This is a genomic window from Enterobacillus tribolii (genome assembly GCF_003363015.1).
In the GTDB taxonomy this organism is placed as follows: Bacteria; Pseudomonadota; Gammaproteobacteria; order Enterobacterales; family Enterobacteriaceae; genus Enterobacillus; species Enterobacillus tribolii.
Genome location: NZ_QRAP01000002.1, coordinates 461854 through 476978, shown reverse-complemented (window position 1 = coordinate 476978; position 15125 = coordinate 461854). Strand labels below are relative to the sequence as shown.

Below are 15125 nucleotides of genomic sequence, written 5' to 3'. Positions count from 1 at the left end.
AGCAGTGCAGGAGAGACAAATGAGCGAAGTTAATGTTGTTGCCCTGATTGTCGCTTTACCGGAACACCGCGCCGCCGTGGATAAGGCAGTGCGGGCCATGGTGGCCCCAACCCATACCGAGCCGGGATGCATTCAGTACGACCTGCACGAAGAAACAGAGCACCCCGGTTCCTTCGTATTTATCGAACGCTGGAAATCGGAGCAGGCTCTGAAAGAACATATGGCGATGCCGTATCATGACGCCTTTCTCGCGGAACTGAACGGGAAACTCGCCAAACTGGAAGTGAAAAAACTGGTACGTCTGTAAAAAAACGGGGCCGCGCAATGCGGCCCCGTCTGTTCACTCGTAAATCCGGGCTTATTTCAGCAACGCTTTCGCCTTAGCGACCACGTTTTCTACCGTAAAGCCGAACTCTTTGAACAGCTTATCCGCCGGTGCGGACTCACCGAAGGTGGTCATTCCCACCACGGCGCCGTTCAGACCCACGTACTTGTACCAGAAGTCGGCAATACCAGCTTCCACCGCCACGCGGGCGCTGACCGCAGACGGCAGCACCGCTTCGCGGTAAGCGGCATCCTGCTTGTCGAACACTTCCGTTGACGGCATGGACACCACGCGCACTTTGCGCCCTTCCGCGCTCAGTTGATCGGCCGCATTAACTGCCAGCTCCACTTCTGAACCGGTAGCAACCAGAATCAGCTCCGGCTGGCCGGCGCAGTCTTTCAGTACGTAACCGCCACGGGCGATATTCGCCAGCTGCTGCGCATCACGATCCATCTGCGCCAGGTTCTGACGGGAGAAGATCAGCGCGGACGGGCCGTCTTTACGCTCGATAGCGAATTTCCAGGCAACGGCGGACTCAACCTGGTCGCACGGACGCCAGGTGTTCATGTTCGGCGTCACACGCAGGCTGGCCATCTGCTCAACCGGCTGGTGAGTCGGGCCGTCTTCGCCCAGACCGATAGAGTCGTGGGTGTACACCAGAATGTTGCGGATCTTCATCAGCGCGGCCATACGCACTGCGTTACGGGCGTATTCCATAAACATCAGGAACGTCGCGCCGTAAGGAATGAAACCGCCGTGCAGCGCGATACCGTTCATGATGGCGGTCATGCCGAATTCGCGCACGCCGTAGTGAATGTAGTTACCGGCCTGGTCTTCATTGATCGGTTTGGAACCGGACCACATGGTCAGGTTGCTCGGCGCCAGGTCGGCGGAGCCGCCGAGGAATTCCGGCAGCACTTTACCGAATGCTTCCAGGCTGTTCTGGGAGGCTTTACGGCTGGCGATTTTCGCCGGATTCGCCTGCAGGTGTTCAATAAACTTCTGCGCTTCCTGATTCCAGTTAGCCGGCAGCTCGCCCTTGATGCGACGGGAGAACTCCGCAGCCAGTTCCGGGAACGCAGACTGATACGCGGCGAATTTCTTATCCCAGGCGCTTTCTTTCGCTTTGCCGGCTTCTTTGGCGTCCCAGTCGGCGTAGATTTCCTGCGGGATCACGAACGGCGGGTATTTCCAGCCCAGCGCTTCGCGGGTTGCGGCCACTTCGGCTTCGCCCAGCGGCGCGCCGTGGGAGTCATGCGTACCGGCTTTGTTCGGGGAACCGAAACCGATGGTAGTTTTGCACATCAGCAGGGAAGGCTTGTCCGTCACCTTGCGCGCGTCTTCGATCGCGGCCTTGATGGCGTCAGCATTGTGTCCGTCTACCCCGCGCACCACGTGCCAGCCATAGGCTTCAAAACGTTTGGCGGTGTCGTCGGTGAACCAGCCGTCAACATGACCGTCAATGGAGATACCGTTGTCGTCATAGAACGCCATCAGCTTGCCCAGCTTCAGCGTGCCGGCCAGAGAGCAAACCTCGTGGGAGATGCCTTCCATCATGCAGCCGTCGCCCATGAACACATAGGTGTGGTGATCGACGATGTCATGGCCCGGACGGTTAAACTGTGCCGCCAGGGTGCGCTCGGCGATAGCCATGCCAACGGCGTTGGCAATGCCCTGGCCCAGCGGACCGGTCGTGGTTTCTACACCCGGCGTATAGCCGTATTCCGGGTGGCCCGGCGTTTTGGAGTGCAGTTGACGGAAGTTTTCCAGCTCCGACATCGGCAGATCATAACCGGTCAGGTGCAACAGGCTATAAATCAGCATGGAACCATGGCCGTTAGACAGCACGAAGCGGTCACGATCGGCCCAGCCCGGATTAGTCGGGTTGTGGTTCATATAATCACGCCACAGAACTTCCGCTATGTCGGCCATCCCCATCGGGGCGCCCGGGTGACCGGAATTAGCTTTCTGCACCGCATCCATACTGAGTGCGCGAATCGCGTTGGCAAGCTCTTTACGAGAGGACATGTTCTACTCCACTTCGGATTATTGAAACAAAACAGGACGGGTATTTTCTCAGACCCGGCATGAGAACGGCAATCTTTATGCGGAATTAAAGATACACTCAGCAAATTAATCCCGATCTACATACAAAAAGTGCGCATATTCTCATGACACAGAAATTCGTACTGGCTACACTACCACAGTTTTTGAACAGACCTGACAGTGACTGTAACTTTATATAAAAAAGGAAGATATCATGAAGAAGCTTCAATTTTCGCTCATTGCGCTGGGTACAGCAGCTTTGCTGAGCGGGTGTCAGAACATGAATACGCAAGGATTGATGCAGTCCGGGGCTCAGGCCTTCCAGGCAGCAACCCTGTCCGACAGCGATGTTAAAGCGCTGAGTGAAGAATCCTGTGCAGCCATGGACCAGAAAAACAAAATCGCCGCCGCTAACAGCACCTACACCAAGCGTCTGAACAAGATCGCGAAGGCGCTGGGCGACACCATCGAAGGTACGCCGGTAAACTACAAAGTATACGAAACCAAAGACGTCAACGCCTGGGCGATGGCTAACGGTTGCGTACGCGTATACAGCGGCCTGATGGACATGATGAACGACAATGAAGTAGAAGGCGTACTGGGCCACGAAATGGGCCACGTTGCGCTGGGTCACTCCCGTAAGAGAATGCAGGTTGCCTATGCGACCGTTGCGGCCCGTACCGCCATCGCCTCCACCGGCGGCATCGCGGCTCAGCTGTCCCAGACTCAGTTGGCCGACATCTCTGAGCAGTTCATCAACGCGCAGTTCTCCCAGAAGCAGGAAACCGCAGCAGATGATTTCTCCTTCGATCTGCTGAAGAAGCGTAAAATTGACACCACCGGTCTCGCCACCAGCTTCGACAAGCTGGCCGATCTGGACAAAGGCCGCGAGAGCAGCATGTTCGACAGCCACCCGCCGTCAAAAGAGCGTGCTGACCACATTCGCTCCCGTATCGCTAAAGAAGGGAAATAGTCCTCTTCCGGCTTTTAATCGCAACGGCTCCGAACGGAGCCGTTTTTTATGGGGCAGGCAAATCCGCAAATAAAATCTGCCATCATCGTTTTCTGTTTCTATTCATTCACAGAAAATATAAAAGAAAAACTTATCCCTCAAGCCAATAAAATAATCGCCACCTCCCTCCATTATAATATTTATTTTCTTAATTTATTTAACCACAGCCTTATTAATACGGAAGATTTTATTAATTGACTGTATTGCAATAGTAGTGAATTTATTAGCCGGAGTATTGATTGTTTAACATTCGTTGATATATGATTCTGCCGTCTCTGTTTTTGGTCCTGTTTCTACTAATTCATAAAATAAATACTAAACGATAAAATTAATCACCATACTTCATTCTTTTAATAAGGAGGTTCGATTCATTGAAATAATCGACCTCATTTATTTTTGAAAGGATACCAATAAGCAAATATTTATTGGCAATAGAATGTAAATCATAATGGGATGTATATATGCGATTAAATAAATCAACGTCAGCAATGCTTCTGGCGGGACTGGTGCTGTCATTCTCCACATCAGCCGCTACCCTGACAATGAATGACGATGCCAATACCATTACCGGTCTTGACGCCAGTCAAATGCTTTCCAAAGATAATGGCAGTAGCTGGGTCGCCTATTCAGACGCCTCACAAAATAGTTTTCCGGGAAAAGTGAGCGTTATCGTCGCAACAAAAGACGACACCGCAATTAAAGCCATCGACTATGACCCCACGCTGAATTATGCGACGGCAGGTACAGTGGTGCGTTATAACGGTTCTTACTGGAGTAACAAATGGTACGCCAGCGCCGGTGAAATCCCGGGAAGCAACGAAGTATGGCAAAACCTGGGAACCATTTCAGTTAAAACATTAGCCACTTTCAATTTCACGCCCTGGACAGGCCAAAAAGCAACAGATTTCCAGAACAGTGAAAAATCAAAAGTAGCCAACCAGCGTAAAGTCATCGGCTATTTCCCCGAATGGGGCGTTTACGACGCACATAATAATTTTACTGCGGATAAAGTTAACTTCTCTCAATTAACGCACCTGAACTACGGGTTTGGTATTGTCAGCAGTAACGGGGAGATCCGTATTCAGGATGCCAACGCCGCCCTGGCAATGGGAACGCTGCCGAACCTGGGCAAAATGGCCGCAGCAAACGGGGTTGTCTATATGATTTCATTCGGCGGCTGGAATAACTCCCAGGAGGGGGTTTTCGAGGCGGCCACCGCAACAGATGCCGGCATTAATACGCTTGCCGACAACATGATTAACTTCATGCAGAAGTATAACTTTGGCGGGGTGGACGTTGACTGGGAATACCCGGACTCCGACGCGGAGAAAACGCAGTTCACCAAACTGATCCAGACGCTGCGCAGCAAACTGGATACGCTGGGTAAATCGCAGGATAAGTATTATCAACTTTCCGCCGCCGTCACCACCAATCACAATAATATTCAGTACATCAATCCGTCGGTTACCGCAGGCTTGCTGGACAGCGTCAACGTCATGGCCTACGACATTCACGGCGCGTTTGATCCGATCACCGGGCACAACGCCCCGCTGTTTGCCAACGGTAAAGACAGCGATCCGCTGCTGAACGTTGCCTCGACCATGAAGGAGTATAACCAAACCTGGGGCGTCGCGAAGAACAAGCTGATGATGGGCGTTCCGTTCTATGGTCGCGGCTGGGGCAGCGTGGAGCCGAAGGAACTCGTCAAAGGGTTGCCGGGCCTGTTTGCCGCAGGTTCCGCCACCGTACACGGCGCCTGGGATGATTCCGATCAGTTTACCGGCACCAATCCGTACTATTTACTGAAGCAGAAGCTGGCCAGCGGCGAATATACACGTTACTGGGACAACGAGTCTAAAGTCCCTTATCTCTACAACGCGAAAACCAAAGAATTCCTGACCTATGACGATGCTACGTCTGTCCAAACCAAGGTTGATTATATTCTTGAACAGGGCTTTGGCGGCGCCATTATCTGGGACATCAGTGGTGATACGCCGGAACATGAGTTGGGTGCTGTCGTTGCACAGTTAAAACCGGAAGAAGGAGGTGATGGCGGCGACGATGAGGGCGGTGGAGACGGAGACAGCACGGTTTCTGAATTGAAATTATCCTATTTGTCGCTGAATTTCGACGCGAGCAATACGGGAACCATGAACTCTAACTGGGGCATCAGGTTTAATCTGGATGAAAATGACTTCCGCGCCAATAGTTATGATGTTCGTGTCAACGGCAATACGGTCGCCCAAATTACGGCAGGCAAAATAAACAAGGGTAAATATGCGTCATCAAATGGCGTAACAACCGTAACGACGGACGTTGTCGACTTAAAAACCAACGATATCATCACGATCGTGAAAAAGGCGGGCAGCACAGAAAATGTTCAGGCCAGCCTGACGGCAACACGTACCCTATTGCAGATTGGACTGTTAACCCAGGAAGAACCCCTGCGTGATTTTAATGTCATTAGTGGCGAGATTTCTTTGACAATAAAAGCATTGGTTCCCTGTAACTATCATTTCTATATTAATGACAAATACGTTGCCGGGCTTAACCAACCCACTCCGTATGTCTCTCAAAGTACAAAAGATAATGTAAACATTTATGGGATAGGACAGACAAGCGCGTTCATCACGCTTAAGCAGCGCGCTGTTGCTGGTGATGATGTCAAAGTCTACGATGTGAGTAACGGAGGTAAAACATTAGTGGGACAAATTACTGTCCCCCAGGGCGTTTACCCTCAGTATCTGTAACACCGGCCTCACTCCGGTATTATCTCTGACAAGACGTTAATTGTGATAAGACAGAGGGCTGCGCGGTGTGCAGCCCTCTGAGTCAAATGCCGGTTTAAAATCCGCCCGGGGTAGCTATTTTTCTTTCGCTTCCTCAGCCTCGACCTTACGGTACCAGCGCGGATGGTGTTTCTTCGCCCAGCGGCGGCTGACCTTACCTTCAATCATGCCTTTAATCGAGCCCTTCACCCAGAACGCCATATACATATGGATCAGGATGGCGTGGATCAGCACGATTGCCGCCGCCGCATGAATCAGCAGCGAGTAACGCACCACCGTCATCGGGAAAAAGTCGGCGAAGTACGGCCGCCAGATAATGACGCCGGTCACCAGCAGCACGAAAATCATGCTCATGATGCTCCAGAACATCATCTTCTGCCCGGCGTTATATTTACCGACGTCCGCTACCTTGTGCTCGTTGCCTTTCAACACCTCGACGATACCCTTAATCCAGGGCAGATCTTCTTTCTCCGGGATGTTGTGCTTCACGAAACGGAAGAACATAAACATCAGAGCGATAAAAATCAGCACGCCGAAGAACGGATGCAGGATACGCCCCATCTGCGGCGTACCGAAGGTTTGCGTCAACCACTGCAACGTCGGGAAGAACAACGCAATGCCGGAAAGCGACACCAGGAAGAAGCAAATCACCACGGTCCAGTGACAGGCGCGATCGATGAATTTGGTGCGGACAATCATTTTACTCTTACTCATGATGATCCTCCTCCCCGTCATCATCGGTTTCCTTGTTCGGGCCGATACCCACGTAGTGGAAAATCAGGCCGGCAAACGTGGCGATGAATCCCGCTACCGACAGCGGCTTCAGTATGCCTTTCCACAGGTTAACCGACAGATCGATATGCGGATCTTTCGGCAAATTGTTATACAGCTCGGGCTGATCCGCGTGATGCAGCACGTACATCACGTGGGTTCCGCCCACGCCCTGAGGATTGTAGATCCCGGCGTTGGCATAACCGCGCTGTTTCAGCTTCTCCACGCGCTGTGACGCCAGCTCCAGCATTTCCGTCTTGGTGCCAAAGTGAATGGCGCCGGTTGGGCAGGTTTTCACACAGGCAGGCTCTTGCCCCACGCTCACCCGGTCCACGCACAGGGTGCACTTGTACACCCGGTTGTCGTCCGGATTGAGGCGCGGAATATTGAATGGACAGCCCGCGATGCAATAACCGCAGCCGATGCAGTGTTCCGACTGAAAATCGACGATGCCGTTGGCGTACTGAATGATCGCCCCGGCGGACGGGCATGCCTTCAGGCAGCCCGGATCCGCGCAGTGCATGCAGCCGTCCTTGCGGATCAGCCACTCCAGCTTGCCGTTCTGTTCCGTCTCGGTAAAACGCATCAGCGTCCAGGCCTTGGCGCTCAGATCGGCGGGGTTGTCATACACCCCGACGCAGTGCCCCACTTCGGCGCGGATATCATTCCACTCCGAGCAGGCCACCTGGCAGGCCTTACAGCCGATGCAGGTGGAAACGTCGATAAGCTTGGCGACCTCGTCCTTGTAATCACGCGCCTGCGGCGGCGGCGTGATGCCGTTGGTAGCCGAACGTTTGATAATGTCTTGAGATTGCATGGACATAATTTCGGCTCCTTAATCCTTTTCCACGTTGACCAGGAACGCCTTGTACTCCGGCGTTTGCGAGTTGGCGTCACCGACGAACGGAGTCAGGGTGTTGGCCATATAGCCTTTCTGCGTTACGCCCTCGAATCCCCAGTGAATCGGGATACCGATGGTTTCCACGTCCTGACCATTGACCTTCAGGGTTTGCAGACGGCGGGTCACCACCGCTTTCGCCCGGATAAAGCCGCGTTTGCTGCTGACCTTCACCGTATCCCCGTTGACAATGCCTTTCTTGCCCGCCAACTGTTCGCTCAACTCGACGAACTGCTCCGGCTGCACGATAGCGTTGAGGCGGGCATGCTTGGTCCAGGTATGGAAGTGCTCCGTCAGGCGGTACGTGGTTCCCACATAAGGGAACTCACTGTGGTCGCCGAGACGCTTGGCGTCCGCATCGTAAATACGTGCCGCAGGGTTGGACACCACCTTCGGATGCAGCGGGTTGGTGCCCAGCGGCGTCTCGAACGGCTCATAGTGTTCCGGGAACGGACCTTCGGCCATCTTATCGATAGCGAACAGGCGCCCCATCCCTTCCGGCTGCATGATGAACGGACCAACGCCGCTGCCCGGCGCGGCGGCGCTGTAGTCGGGGATATCGTTCCCGACCCACTTGCTGCCGTTCCATTCAATCAGCATCCGCTTCGGATCCCACGGTTTACCCTGCGGATCGGCGGAGGCACGGTTGTAGATGATGCGGCGGTTAAGCGGCCACGCCCAGGCCCAGCCAAGGGTATTGCCCAAACCGGACGGATCGCTGTTGTCGCGGTTCGCCATCTGGTTGCCTTTCGACGTCCAGCTGCCGGTATAGATCCAACAGGCGGAAGACGTACTGCCGTCGTCGCGCAATTGGGCAAAGGAGTCCAGCAACTGGCCCTTTTTCGCCACCAGCACGCCGTTGGCGTCATAGAGATCTTCCAGCGCCACGCCGTTGTTCTCCTGCGCAACCTCGTCTGCTTCCGGATGATCCGGCATCAGGTAGTCCCAGCGCATCTTCAGCAACGGCTCGGCGCCTTTGCCGCCTTCCTCGCGGTACATCTTGCGCAGGCGGTGCAGCAGGCCGGCCAGGATCTGACCGTCGGTGCGCGCTTCTCCCGGCGGCTCGCCGCCTTTCCAGTGCCACTGCAACCAGCGGCCGGAGTTGGCGATGGAGCCGTCTTCTTCGGCGAAGCAGGTAGAAGGCAGACGGAACACTTCGGTCTGGATCTGCGCCGGATCGACGTCGTTCATGTCGCCGTGGTTCTGCCAGAAGTTAGCGGTTTCGGTCACCAGCGGATCAACCACCACCATGTACTTCAGCTTGCTCAGCGAAGCGACGACCTTGTTTTTATCCGGGAATGACGCCACCGGGTTGAAGCCCTGGCAGAAATAGCCGGTCACTTCGCCGCGTTCCATCATCTGGAAATACTTCATCACGTCATAGGCCTGGTCCCACTTCGGCAACCAGTCATACCCCCAGCCGTTTTCCCGGCGCGCGTCATCGCCATAAAACGCCTTCATCAGGCTGACGAAGAACTTGGGATAGTTGCTCCAGTAGTTAACCTGTCCGGGCAGCGTAGCCTTCGGCGTACTGGCCGCCAGATAGGTTTCCACATCGGGCTGCTTTTCAGAAGGCAGCGTCAGATAACCCGGCAGGCTGGTGGACAGCAGGCCGAGGTCGGTTAACCCCTGAATGTTGGAGTGCCCGCGCAGCGCGTTAACGCCGCCGCCGGCCATGCCCATGTTGCCGAGCAGCAACTGGATCATCGCCATGGTACGGATGTTCTGCGCGCCGACGGTATGCTGGGTCCAGCCTAGGGCGTACAGGAAAGAGGTGGTGCGATCGGCGGCGCTGGTGGAGGCCAGCACTTCGCACACCTTGAGGAAATCCGCCTGCGGCGTGCCGCAGATGTTTTCCACCACGTCCGGCGTATAACGCGCAACGTGCTGCTTCAGCAGGTTCCACACGCAGCGCGGATGTTGCAGCGTCTCGTCGCGCTTAGCGAAGCCGTTCTCATCGAACTGGTAGTTCCAGCTGGTTTTGTCGTACTGGCGTTTTTCGGCGTCATAGCCGCTGAACAACCCGTCGTCGAAGCTGAAATCATCCCGCACCAGCAGGCTGGCGTTGGTGTAATGCTTCACGTATTCGGCGTTGATCTTGTTGTTGGAAATCAGGTACAGGATCACGCCCGACAGGAAGGTGATGTCGGTTCCGGAACGGATCGGCGCATAGATATCGGCCACCGACGCCGTACGGGTAAAGCGGGGATCGACCACGATCAGCGTGGCGTCGTTGTTGTTTTTGGCTTCCATCGCCCAGCGGAATCCGACCGGATGCGCTTCAGCAGCGTTACCGCCCATCACGACGACGACGTTGGCGTTTTTGATATCAACCCAGTGGTTGGTCATCGCACCGCGACCAAATGTTGGAGCAAGACTTGCTACCGTTGGTCCGTGTCAGACACGCGCCTGGTTATCAACCGCCAGCATGCCCAGCGAACGGGCAAACTTCTGCGTCAGCATCCCGGTTTCGTTGCTGGCCGCCGAGGCGCACAGCATACCGGTAGAGAGCCAACGGTTAACCGTAACGCCCTGCGCGTTGGTTTCAACGAAGTTGGCGTCGCGATCGTCTTTCATCAGGCGGGCGATGCGGTTTAATGCCTCATCCCAGCTGATGCGCTGCCACTTGTCGGAGCCGGGCGCACGGTATTCCGGATAACGCAGACGGTTTTCACTGTGAACGTAATCGAGCAGACCCGCGCCTTTCGGGCACAGCGCGCCGCGGCTTACCGGATGATCCGGGTCTCCTTCGATATGGAAAATAGATGCCCTGGCATTTTTAGATCCATCGCCAAGACTGTACATCAGCAGCCCGCAGCCAACGGAACAGTATGTACAGGTATTGCGGACTTCTTTGGCGCGCAGCAGTTTATAGTTGCGCGTCTCCGCCAGCGCAGCACCGGGAGTGAATCCCAGCGCCGCCACCGTAGTACCTGCCATCCCGCCGGCGCAGATACGGAAAAACTGTCTGCGGTTGACGTTCATTGCATTCCTCAATTGCTTGGTGGTTTTGTTTTTTTATTGCTGCACGCTAACAGCAATAACCAACGCAGCCTTGAGTTAAATCAAAAAAGTTAACTATTTGGAGAGGAAATACACCTTAATGAGTATCCCGGAATTCCTGGGATTACGCATTAAGAGTTAATCATAATCGTGAATTGTTAACGAATTACACCTTATGGGTTATTCAAAAATATTCACAAAAAAAACGGAAAGGGAAAAGAAGTGTGACTCCCGGCCTTCAGGCGCTGGCCGGGAGCCATCGGCGGTAGTTACTCGCCTTTTTTAGCCGCCTGCAAATAAAGCATTTCCAGGGCCAAGGTGGCCGCAGCCAGAGCGGTAATTTCAGATTGATCATAAGCCGGCGCGACTTCCACCACGTCCATGCCGACGATGTTCAAATCCTGCAGGCCACGCACCAACTTCAGGGCGCGATCGGAACTCAGGCCGCCGATAACCGGCGTGCCGGTGCCGGGCGCGAAGGCCGGATCAAGGCAGTCGATGTCGAAGGTCAGATAAACCGGCATATCGCCGACGATCTCTTTGATTTGCGCCAGCACATCGCCGACATCGCGATCGTTAACCTGCGCCGCATCCAGTACGGTGAAGCCGTTGTCGCGATCGTATTCCGTGCGGATACCGATCTGAACCGAGTGGTGAGGATCGATCAAGCCTTCGTTCGGCGCATGGTAAAACATGGTACCGTGATCGAATTTGCTGCCGTTGGCATAGGTGTCGGTGTGGGCGTCGAAATGCACCAGCGCCATCTTGCCGAAATGTTTAGCGTGCGCGCGCAGCAGGGGCAAGGTGACGAAGTGATCGCCGCCGAAGGTGAGGCAGCGTTTGCCGGACGCCAGCAGTTTTTCGGTATGGGCCTGCAATGTCTCACTCATGTCCTGGGCATCACCGAAGCTGAACACCACGTCGCCGCAGTCTTCCACTTTCAGGCGGTCGCGCAGATCGAACTGCCACGGCCAGCGGTTGCCTTCCCAGGCCAGGTTGGTGGAAACCTGACGGATCGCCGCCGGGCCATGACGCCCGCCCGCACGGCCGGAGGTGGCCATGTCGAACGGCACGCCGGTAATTACCCAGTCAGCGTCGCCGTCATACGGCTGGAAGTTCAGCGGAAAACGCAGAAAGCCGAACGCGTTGGAAACCAGTGAGTTATCGGGTTTATTTCCCAAAGTGCTCATAATCACTCCTGTCAATCGTCGTCACCGCGGGCCGATCTCATCCCGCCGGATAAAGTACAGATGAAAAAAAAATCCCTCCCGCGTCGTTAGCCCGACGAGGAAGGGATCATTATTCGCTTTTACAGCATTCATTTTACGGCATGCGCGCTATTTACGGCATGCGCACTATGCGCATTTTGTAAAACGTAAAAAGTTGTACGGATTATCCCCGCAAACCTTCCGCGCTTCAAGCCCGGTTACTCGTCTTCCAGATAAGTGTAGCCGTACAATCCGCTCTCAAACTCTTCCAGGAACTGCGCCTGCAATTCCGGCTCCAGATCGGTCTCTTTCACCTGATCGCGGAATCGGGTCAGCAGCACGGACGGACTTAACTGCACGTATTCCAGCATCTGGGCGACGGTATTCCCCTCTTCCGATTGCTGAACTTCCACGTTGCCGTCTTCGAACACGAACACGTCGACCGAGGCGGTATCGCCGAACAGGTTATGCATATTGCCCAGGATTTCCTGGTACGCGCCAACCATAAAGAAGCCCAGCAGCGGCGGATTTTCCGGATCGTACGGCGGCATCGGCATGGTGGTGGCGATGCCGTCGCCGTCGATGTAATGATCGATGGTGCCGTCGGAATCGCAGGTAATGTCCAGCAGCACCGCACGACGTTCCGGCGGCTGATTCAGGCCGCTCAGCGGCAGCACCGGGAACAACTGGTCGATGCCCCACGCGTCCGGCATGGACTGGAACAGGGAGAAGTTGACGTACAGCTTGTCGGCCATGCGCTCCTGCAACTCGTCAATCACCGGACGGTGCGCGCGGTTGCTCGGGTCCAGGTGCTCCTGAATAAGGCTGCAGATGGTCAGGTACTGCTGTTCAGCCCAGGCGCGCTGGGTCAGATCCAGCATGCCGTGCGCATACTGCGTGTGAACGTCATTCAGGTCGAGCTGGCTGTCGTGCAGCCACTCGCGCAGCGAGCGACGGGTGCCCGACTCCTGCATCTCTTCCCAGGTCGCCCACAGGCTTTGCAGTGCGCGCGGCGCGTCCTCTGCCGGCGGCTGCGGCGTGCTGAACTCGTTGCGCTCTGCGCCGATCACGTTGGACACCAGTACGGTGTGGTGCGCAGTAACGGCACGTCCGGATTCGGTGATGACCGTCGGGTGCGGCAAACCGTGTTCATTACACGCTTCCCCGATGCCCCAGATGACGTTGTTAGCGTATTCGTTCAGGCCATAGTTCACCGAACAATCAGACTGCGAACGGGTGCCTTCGTAGTCCACACCCAGACCGCCGCCGACGTCAAAGCACTGGATATTCACGCCCAGCTTATGCAGCTCGACGTAAAAACGCGCGGACTCACGCACGCCGGTGGCGATGTCGCGGATGTTCGCCAGCTGCGAACCAAGATGGAAGTGCAGCAATTGCAGGCTGCTCAGGCGATCGGCCTTGCGCAGGATTTCCACCAGTTGCAGCACCTGGGTCGCAGCCAGGCCGAACTTGGATTTCTCCCCGCCGCTCGACTGCCATTTCCCCGAACCTTGCGAGGCCAGACGGGCGCGTACGCCAAGACGGGGAATCACGTTCAGCCGCTCAGCTTCCTCCAGCACCAGCTTGATTTCCGACATCTTTTCGATGACCAGATAAACCTTGTGCCCCAGCTTCTCGCCGATCAGCGCCAGGCGGATATATTCGCGGTCTTTATAGCCGTTACACACGATCACCGAGCGGGTCATGCCGGCGTGGGCCAGCACAGCCATCAGTTCCGCTTTGGAACCCGCCTCCAGCCCCAACGGTTCGCCGGAGTTAATCAGCGACTCAATCACGCGGCGGTGCTGGTTAACCTTAATCGGATACACCAGAAAATAGCCGCCCTCATAGCCGAACGACTCACGGGCGCGCCGGAACGCGGCGTTAATCGAACGCAGGCGGTGTTGCAGGATCTGCGGGAAGCAAAACAGCGCGGGCAGGCGCTGACCTTCCTCTTTCATGCGCTCAACCAGCGCGGTCAGATCCACCCGTCCTTCGGGAACGTCGGGGTCCGGGCACACGGAAATATGCCCCAGTTCGTTGACGTCATAATAGTTGCCCCCCCAATAGGCGACGTTATAAGTGCTCAGCATTTTGCTGGCATTACGATCGTTCATGGCAACCTCCCGCATTGAACGCAATTGATAAGCCGCTTCCCGCGGATCATTTAAAATATCCTCAGACACGGCATCCTCCTTGTTGAAGCATGCCGTTATCCGCATCAGCCACTATCGCAGCATCATGTACCAACAACAACCCGCACGCCGGGATTTTTGGCGTGACCACAAAGCTCAGAGCCGGACATACTTCCGGTCTGATAGTAGTATAAGAGCAAAACACCGCAGTTAACTCCGTGGGACGGGATAACGGATTAATCCGTATTTCCCTGTGAAACCCGGCCTGCGCCGCTAAGGCAGCAGGTTACCCTTGTTCAGTCATCAGATGCCGCCGGGCGGCTGAGAATCCTGAGTCGAACCGAAGACATCACCGAAAGGTGAAATAACTTCGGGAAAAGGCAAGAAACGAAGACAAAAAGGAAGGAAGACGCGCGGTACAGCACGACCTGGCGCAAAAACGACGCACGACGGCACGGCGGGCAACCAGCGTGGCGGCTGCGACGAGAATAACAAAAGTTGGTTTGGCATGGGTCATTTCTGAACCACCTCCGCGTTCTGCCGGTGACAGAACTGAAAAGTTAACAGTGTATTGATACTGACAGCGTGGGACGAAACGCCACGCCCTCCTCGGCCGGAAGTGAGACACATAGCCGCGCGCAGGTTATACAGCCAAAAGGGGTAAAATGCAAAACGAAATTTCGCTAACAACTGTTTCAACTTCCCTACTCTGCCGTGGTTCGGCACTTCATCGTGTTATCCCTGCCGGAAGGCGGATACAAAAACTACTGGCAAAGCGGGTTCACTCTGGCCTAAAATAGACGTCCAGATGTTAATCCATCTATACTTATACACCACAATGCTGCTTAACGGCTTTGCCTGAGAGGGCGTAGCAGGAAGCTTTCGCTGCCCAAGGATTTGTCGGTCACCACCTTCTCCCTGGCGCCACGCAGTAATTT

Annotated in this window: 10 protein-coding genes; 4 read left to right on the top strand and 6 right to left on the bottom strand. The window is 55.1% G+C overall.

Going from position 1 to position 15125, the window contains the following annotated elements; all coding sequences use genetic code 11:
• The first annotated feature begins 19 nt into the window (after positions 1-19).
• The gene (locus C8D90_RS06870) at positions 20-307 is read left to right on the top strand and encodes a putative quinol monooxygenase (protein ID WP_115457681.1); all 288 of its coding nucleotides are present in this window, start codon (positions 20-22) and stop codon (positions 305-307) included.
• Between the two features lie 51 nt (positions 308-358).
• On the opposite strand, the gene tkt is transcribed toward C8D90_RS06870, so the two are convergent.
• Positions 359-2353 carry a transketolase gene (gene tkt / locus C8D90_RS06865; RefSeq protein ID WP_115457680.1) on the bottom strand — a complete coding sequence of 665 codons (1995 nt, stop codon included), beginning with the start codon at positions 2351-2353 and terminating at the stop codon, positions 359-361.
• A gap of 232 nt (positions 2354-2585) precedes the next feature.
• Here tkt and loiP point away from each other — a divergent pair, with 232 nt between their 5' ends.
• From loiP to C8D90_RS06850, 3 genes are all read left to right on the top strand, one after another.
• Positions 2586-3344, top strand: a complete 759-nt coding sequence (gene loiP / locus C8D90_RS06860) for a metalloprotease LoiP (protein WP_115457679.1) — start codon at positions 2586-2588, stop codon at positions 3342-3344.
• Positions 3345-3392: 48 nt separating this feature from the next.
• On the top strand, positions 3393-3581 hold the full coding sequence (locus C8D90_RS06855) for a hypothetical protein (RefSeq protein WP_115457678.1): 189 nt from the start codon (positions 3393-3395) through the stop codon (positions 3579-3581).
• Between the two features lie 263 nt (positions 3582-3844).
• Positions 3845-6133, top strand: coding sequence for a glycoside hydrolase family 18 protein (locus tag C8D90_RS06850; protein ID WP_115457677.1), 2289 nt, complete (start codon positions 3845-3847; stop codon positions 6131-6133).
• A gap of 114 nt (positions 6134-6247) precedes the next feature.
• On the opposite strand, the gene fdnI is transcribed toward C8D90_RS06850, so the two are convergent.
• From fdnI to speA, 5 genes are all read right to left on the bottom strand, one after another.
• Positions 6248-6886: a formate dehydrogenase-N subunit gamma gene (fdnI, locus tag C8D90_RS06845; protein ID WP_115457676.1), complete on the bottom strand. Its 639-nt coding sequence runs from the start codon at positions 6884-6886 to the stop codon at positions 6248-6250.
• Positions 6879-7766, bottom strand: coding sequence for a formate dehydrogenase subunit beta (fdxH, locus tag C8D90_RS06840; RefSeq protein WP_115457675.1), 888 nt, complete (start codon positions 7764-7766; stop codon positions 6879-6881). The genes fdnI and fdxH overlap by 8 nt, the downstream gene beginning before the upstream one ends.
• A 12-nt stretch (positions 7767-7778) precedes the next feature.
• Positions 7779-10826: a formate dehydrogenase-N subunit alpha gene (gene fdnG, locus C8D90_RS06835; protein ID WP_147291336.1), complete on the bottom strand. Its 3048-nt coding sequence runs from the start codon at positions 10824-10826 to the stop codon at positions 7779-7781.
• A 287-nt stretch (positions 10827-11113) separates the two neighbouring features.
• Entirely contained in the window at positions 11114-12034 is a 921-nt protein-coding gene (gene speB, locus C8D90_RS06825; RefSeq protein WP_115457672.1) for an agmatinase, read from the bottom strand.
• Positions 12035-12270: 236 nt separating this feature from the next.
• Positions 12271-14238 (bottom strand): biosynthetic arginine decarboxylase, encoded by a 1968-nt coding sequence (speA, locus tag C8D90_RS06820; RefSeq protein ID WP_115457671.1) that lies wholly within the window; start codon positions 14236-14238, stop codon positions 12271-12273.
• Positions 14239-15125: the final 887 nt, after the last annotated feature.

What these genes read in the sequence shown, in the direction of transcription:
- C8D90_RS06870 (WP_115457681.1), top strand. Translation starts at nt 20, where the DNA reads ATGAGCGAAGTTAATGTTGTTGCCCTGATTGTCGCTTTACCGGAACAC.
- tkt (WP_115457680.1), bottom strand. Translation starts at nt 2,353, where the DNA reads ATGTCCTCTCGTAAAGAGCTTGCCAACGCGATTCGCGCACTCAGTATG.
- loiP (WP_115457679.1), top strand. Translation starts at nt 2,586, where the DNA reads ATGAAGAAGCTTCAATTTTCGCTCATTGCGCTGGGTACAGCAGCTTTG.
- C8D90_RS06855 (WP_115457678.1), top strand. Translation starts at nt 3,393, where the DNA reads ATGGGGCAGGCAAATCCGCAAATAAAATCTGCCATCATCGTTTTCTGT.
- C8D90_RS06850 (WP_115457677.1), top strand. Translation starts at nt 3,845, where the DNA reads ATGCGATTAAATAAATCAACGTCAGCAATGCTTCTGGCGGGACTGGTG.
- fdnI (WP_115457676.1), bottom strand. Translation starts at nt 6,886, where the DNA reads ATGAGTAAGAGTAAAATGATTGTCCGCACCAAATTCATCGATCGCGCC.
- fdxH (WP_115457675.1), bottom strand. Translation starts at nt 7,766, where the DNA reads ATGTCCATGCAATCTCAAGACATTATCAAACGTTCGGCTACCAACGGC.
- speB (WP_115457672.1), bottom strand. Translation starts at nt 12,034, where the DNA reads ATGAGCACTTTGGGAAATAAACCCGATAACTCACTGGTTTCCAACGCG.